The 5790-nt window shown below is 36.7% G+C and carries 5 protein-coding genes; all 5 read right to left on the reverse strand.

Annotated elements, in window-relative coordinates:
* Positions 1-829: 829 nt before the first annotated feature.
* Complete coding sequence (locus ABXH34_RS17260) at positions 830-2128, reverse strand: OmpP1/FadL family transporter (protein ID WP_353573128.1); 1299 nt, start codon at positions 2126-2128, stop codon at positions 830-832.
* Positions 2129-2459: 331 nt separating this feature from the next.
* Positions 2460-3875 carry an EH signature domain-containing protein gene (locus ABXH34_RS17265; protein ID WP_353573129.1) on the reverse strand — a complete coding sequence of 472 codons (1416 nt, stop codon included), beginning with the start codon at positions 3873-3875 and terminating at the stop codon, positions 2460-2462.
* A gap of 13 nt (positions 3876-3888) precedes the next feature.
* Positions 3889-4392, reverse strand: a complete 504-nt coding sequence (locus tag ABXH34_RS17270; protein WP_353573130.1) for a DUF7931 domain-containing protein — start codon at positions 4390-4392, stop codon at positions 3889-3891.
* A 10-nt stretch (positions 4393-4402) separates the two neighbouring features.
* On the reverse strand, positions 4403-5284 hold the full coding sequence (locus ABXH34_RS17275) for a hypothetical protein (RefSeq protein ID WP_353573131.1): 882 nt from the start codon (positions 5282-5284) through the stop codon (positions 4403-4405).
* A 54-nt stretch (positions 5285-5338) separates the two neighbouring features.
* A partial coding sequence (locus ABXH34_RS17280; protein WP_502710427.1) for an ATP synthase beta subunit C-terminal domain-containing protein occupies positions 5339-5790 on the reverse strand: 452 nt, incomplete at its 5' end.

Here is a 5790-nt window from a genome sequence, read left to right on the forward strand (position 1 = left end):
CCCAACTACCAGGACCCCACCATGCTTGAGCAGGTGCAGAAACTGTAGCAGCGCCGATAACTGCTGATAAAGCTAAAATTTTTGCGAATTTCATAATCATCCCCTTTGTTTAGGATTATATAAGTTTAGACTAAATTATTCTGTGGCAGTCTGCTTTTGAATCCTTTCTTGCTGTGCTTAGCAGCAAACTCAAATATAGAATACTATGTTATTTGAATATTAACAACTACTAATATGCTAAATTTCTATAAAAGTTTTATATCATATATAATAATAACTTGAGTCAGTAACAATTAGATGCTGTTGAATCGGTTCAACTATAAACGTCCAAAACCGTACAATAATTTAACTATTCAATAACTTGAACTAAACAAACAATATCTAGCTCTAATTAAATCATCAATTCCTTATCGCTTATTCGCCACTCAAAAATAATTTTAACTTGTATTATTTCTTTTATTCTAAAAAGCAAAATATTTTAATAATGCAATTCAGCATGAGTATAAGCCATACGAAATGTTGCATTTGGCTTGGATACAAAGCAGCTAACCAAAATATGGAAGATGTCATATTGGATGATAAAGAGATGTTTGGATTTTGAAATGAGACTGGATTTTATGAAAGGAACATAATAAGCAAAACGGTCACGATGCAATCTACCGATGAAGATCAATCGATAAATAAGCTGTAACGTAGTCAGAAAAATCGGCTTATCACACTTGAGTCTCATTATTTATTCACTCCCTGCTGAAGCATTAAGCACCTCGACAGACGGTATAAATCACCGTATTAACAGGGAGTCTAACATAGTTTAAAAAGCCTAGCTATACTAAAATCGCATCCCCCAGCCGACTTCAATTTCCCATTGACTCATCTCAATTGAACCTGTTTGAGGGCCTGTATTGGGATTTTGACCATTCACTGTTTCCTTAGGTGCGTACCATACGGCCACACTGATTTCTTGGTTTTTATCTAATCTCCGTGAAAAACCGCCTGTGATATGACGTTTGACCACTGCGGGAGCTAATGTGTTAAATAGTGCTTGATCGTTTGGAAACGCGTTGCTTGCATGACTATAGCCCACTCTAAATGCCCAGTCATCATTATATTCCCATTGCAAGCCAAACTTATAAATGTCCATATCTTTCCAGCCAAAGCCTAAGCCATCCTCAGTTCCTAATAGGATTTGCCCAGGGAAAAATGCAAGCGCGGAATTGTTAGATAATGAATTAACATCTTCAAATTCAATTCTTTGATAATTGAATGCAAATGTGATTTTAGGGGTGAATTTATAAGAAAAACCTAAATCGTAATTAGGCGGTACATCAAAATTACCATCTTCAGCAAATAAGCCTTTGTAATCATCAAATTCACTCATCCATAATCGTGTTTGATACGATGCGCCTAAGTTTAAACGGTCATTAACCTGCCATAACCAGCCAAAACGTAAACCGCCACCATACGACATATCATAACCATTGTTTGTTACGTGCTCTGGATGTTTTGAGAATGAAGTAAAAGGCTGTAATCCTTCGGCTTTAAACCGCTGAATTGAAACGATAGGGGCAACACCAATAGAATGCTGTTGATTGATTTTAAACGAGATTGGAAAAGCCATGAAGGCTTGCATTAAGTCAATGCCCGTAGGGCTAGTCGGCAGTGTACTTGGAGCAGCGGGATTACCGAAGTTTTGGAACAATGCCGTTGGATATTCGGTGTTCATGCCACCATTAGCACCAAAGGTAATACCCAATGATAAATCTGGATTGATTAAATAATTAAAGGCAAAATGTGGAATCAAAAAATAATCATTTTCACTTTCGTATCTGCCAGGTGTAATTGAAGTCGGTCCATTTGGAGGGCCAATAGCAGACGCATCATTGTTTGCAGTCACGCTACGCGATGGTGAAAACAGACTAAAGCCTACCTCAATTTTATTTCCAACAATAACTAATGAACCGGGGTTACTTGCGGTACACATCGCACCTAATGCCATTGCCACACAAGCACCACCCATTGCCTTAGATTTGGGTCCATAACCATGAGACCAATAACCATTGGTAGCATAGCTAAGTTGTGAAAAGCACAGACAGTTCGCCACAACAACAATTAATAATTGTTTTCTCACTCTTTTTCCTCCATTTCCTTTGGAACTACAAGGTTTATTATTATTCTAAAAAGACAGTAGTATTGTTTTAATAGTCTTTCGCTCTTTAGTTTTAACTTAATTTTTTATACAGTGTCAAGTCATTTTTGTGTTTTTGCTGTAAAAACCCAAGTTTTTCAAGAATTCAATAGAGTATAAAAAATATTGAATGGGTTATTATATTGATTTATAAAACAATAAGATTTGTGAATGGAGATGATAGTAAGAAAAGATGGGATGTAAAAAATTAACTTATGTGATTTTACGGTGCAAAATTTACTGCTTCAAATTCCATTTTTCAACGAGTTAGGGATTAATTTAAGGTTTGCGGCATATAATCTTCAGCTTGCATACAAATATCGGTATGTTCTGCGATAAATGTAGCAATATCAGCCTGCCAGCCACCGGTTTCATTGCTGTGATGGCTGATGCCTGCATAATTATATTCGACTTTGATTTTTTCAGAATATTGAGTCACCGCTTCACGTGAATATTCAGGCTCATAGAAACGTGGCGCATCAGTATTGTTAGTTAACCAAATATGACAGCGGCCTTGATGACTCCATTCGGCAATAATTAATTTTTTGATTCTGAATAATAAAACACAATGATTGGTGCGGACATTTGAACCCGTTAGATTCGCGTAAGCTTCTTGCACTGTTTCATGTAATTCTGGATTATCGTGTAAAAAACTTTGAGCCGCACTGCCTAATGCTAGCCAAGCTTCATCAATATATTCACGCTCATGATATGCTGACCAAAAGGCGCGTCGATATTGCCAATGTTTATCTAAAATACACTGGTCTAAAATTTCGATAAATGTTTCTAAGGTTGTCCCAATTAGCCAACGATACATAACTTTCATCAATGGTTTAGCAACACCATGCCATGACTGGCTATGAATGCGTGGATCTTGGAAATGTTTGATTAAAAAGGGGTGAACCTGCTGTTTTATTTCAGATGGAGGATCAATATTTTGCCACGGTGTAAGCAGTGCTTGGATTAATTTACGCTTAGTATCTGGATAACGTAATTGTTGATTTTCTTCACTCCAATCTAATAAATTATCTAATGTTTGAATGTCATATCTTTTCTTCTTAATAATCTGTAGCAATGCGTTTTGATATAAGGTTTTGACATATGCACTATTCAGTAATTCACCTTTAAATCCTATTTTAATCAAAGTAGTTAATGATTCTTGCTTCAAACAATGTTCAGTTAATAACTGGATTCCTAATTCAGATTCGAATAAACGATATTTTTTATGTTGCTTATTCCAGTTTTGTAATTGCTTATTTTTTAAATCTTCTTTTAAAGCCTGTTCGATAAAATAACCTACTTTATCAATATTGGTTTTTTTAAAGTTAAATTCATAAAAATACGCCCGTATCATACGTTTTAACAAAATAGGGCTATCGAGCACATGAGGCCATAATTCATTGAACAACTCATCATATTGAGCCAAGTGCTCGGCTTTTTTGCCATACCACAATAACCATACTGCTTGCCGCCATTCTTGGGTTGTAATTGTTGACCAATCATTATTTTCCGCAGCGTGTAAGTATTTTTGCTGCAATTGTTTTAGGTCACGAGCTTGAGCTTGGCCTGCCGTTTTAGCTTGTTTGGCAAGGCGATTGGCTGTTGTGACCAGTTTGGGCTTAGTCGTGGGGAACGTGAGATCGGTTTGATTTAATTTTTTTAGGGTTTGGCGGATCGAATAAGCAGGCATGGGGTGATAGAGCCTAAATCACAATTGAACTTAAGTAAGGATGTGGTTCAGATTCGTCCCAAATTTGAGTAAAGGTATTCCCGAGGAATTTAGCCAGTTGTGGATCACAAAAGTGAAAACTGGTTTTGAGGCTATCAGGATAAGGTCGATGTATCACACCGATATTATCTGCAATCAGGAAGGTATCAGCATAAGATTTGAACCGTTCGGGCAAGCAGCAAAAACTAAAAAAACTGCTCAAACGTTTACCCAAATTAATCAAGCAATGCCCACGACGCACAACCCATTGTGGATTTTGCAAAATCACTCTGACATGACAATGGTGACTTTGCAGCACAAAGCCTTCAAATGCGTCAAACATAGCCTCGTTATCATAAATCAATGGATCAAAGTCTTGGGTTAAAATATCGATTTTTCTATCTGCTTGGCGCACGATTGCCGAGGTTAATTGCTGGATTTGTTCTGAATCCGTTTCAGTTAACGTGTGCTCTGATTCGCCTAAAATAAGTTTGTCCATTTAAATTATGCTAGTCCTCGTCTTCTGCTGTGATTTCCTGCCAAAAAGTAAAACCTTCAGCTTGTAAAAATTGGATAAAATCAGTTCTATTTAGTGAATCCGCCTGTTGGTAATGCCAGTGATGAAAACCTCCGCTAATACTATTTAATTCATTAGATTGTTGAATATTTGATGCTAATAAGGTTTGCACCATTGTTTGTTGTACCTGCTCACTGTGAGTCACTAAACGGATTTCTTTGTGATCGGTAATCGATAAATTAGTTGCCCCTTCATCACTAAAAACAGTAAATGAAACTAAACCATTTTTTAATATGTTTTTCTTGGTGTATTCAAGAAAGGGTTTGATGCTAACCATATTGTTTAATGCAGTATTTGCCCAGAATTGATTGACATCTGTATCTTCCCAAGCATCTGTCACCACAACCCAACACACTTTTATATTTGGTAATGTTGCTGATAATTTAAGAAATAAAGGCAAAATTTGTTCTTGTTCTAAAACCGCATTAATACAGTAGAATTCATCATCTAAATAAGCGTCAAACCCAGCTTGCAAATCCTCTGCATCAAAATCGCCATCTTGCATTGCGCCAACTACACCATCGGCTAATCTCAAGCAAGGTTCTGTGGGGTAGTAGTGCCGCGTTGTTGAAACAAATATGTCTGTGTCTTCTATTTGCTTAAGCTCGTCAGATGATGTATCGAAATCATCAAAGTCATAGAGAGCAATTTCACTACAATATGGATTATCAATACCTTGTTTTTTTGCTGCATTAGCTACCTTGGATAAAGCTATTCCAATATGTTCTGCCCATGTCCAAAAATATTGTAAGAATGATTCAGTATCGGTTTCCTTAGATTCTACTAATACCATATAAAATAAAGGTTTTTGCATTTTATAACGCCCTATTCCTAGATATGACAGACAAGCATACTTTAACGTATTGTCTTAAGCTGTGATCTCTAATTCTTGATCTAAATCTTCACGATAGTATTTTTCAAGTTCGGCTTCACTGACACGAGTTAATGTATCTTTCGGTAAAATAGATAGAATTTCCCAAGCTAAATCCAAAGTTTCTTCAATTGAACGATCTGCTTGTTCGCCTTGTCCGACAAAGCGTTGCTCAAAGCCATCAGCAAATTTTAAATATAATTGATCGCTTTCAGATAATTCTTCCGCGCCAATAATCGACGCTAAATTACGCACATCTAAAGCTTTGGTATACGCAGCATACAATTGATTGGCGATATGCGCATGATCTTCACGGGTGTAATCTTTGCCAATCCCATCTTTCATCAAACGAGACAATGAAGGCGGAATGGTCACAGGTGGATAAATCCCTTGATTATGCAATTCACGGCTTAATACAATTTGGCCTTCCGTAGGAGAATCTGGTAAAT

The sequence above is a fragment of the Candidatus Albibeggiatoa sp. nov. BB20 genome (assembly GCA_016744725.1).
Classification (GTDB): domain Bacteria; phylum Pseudomonadota; class Gammaproteobacteria; order Beggiatoales; family Beggiatoaceae; genus Albibeggiatoa.

Excerpts from the sequence above, each read along its gene's own strand:
- ABXH34_RS17265 (WP_353573129.1), bottom strand. The coding sequence starts at position 3,875 with ATGCCTGCTTATTCGATCCGCCAAACCCTAAAAAAATTAAATCAAACC.
- ABXH34_RS17270 (WP_353573130.1), bottom strand. The coding sequence starts at position 4,392 with ATGGACAAACTTATTTTAGGCGAATCAGAGCACACGTTAACTGAAACG.
- ABXH34_RS17275 (WP_353573131.1), bottom strand. The coding sequence starts at position 5,284 with ATGCAAAAACCTTTATTTTATATGGTATTAGTAGAATCTAAGGAAACC.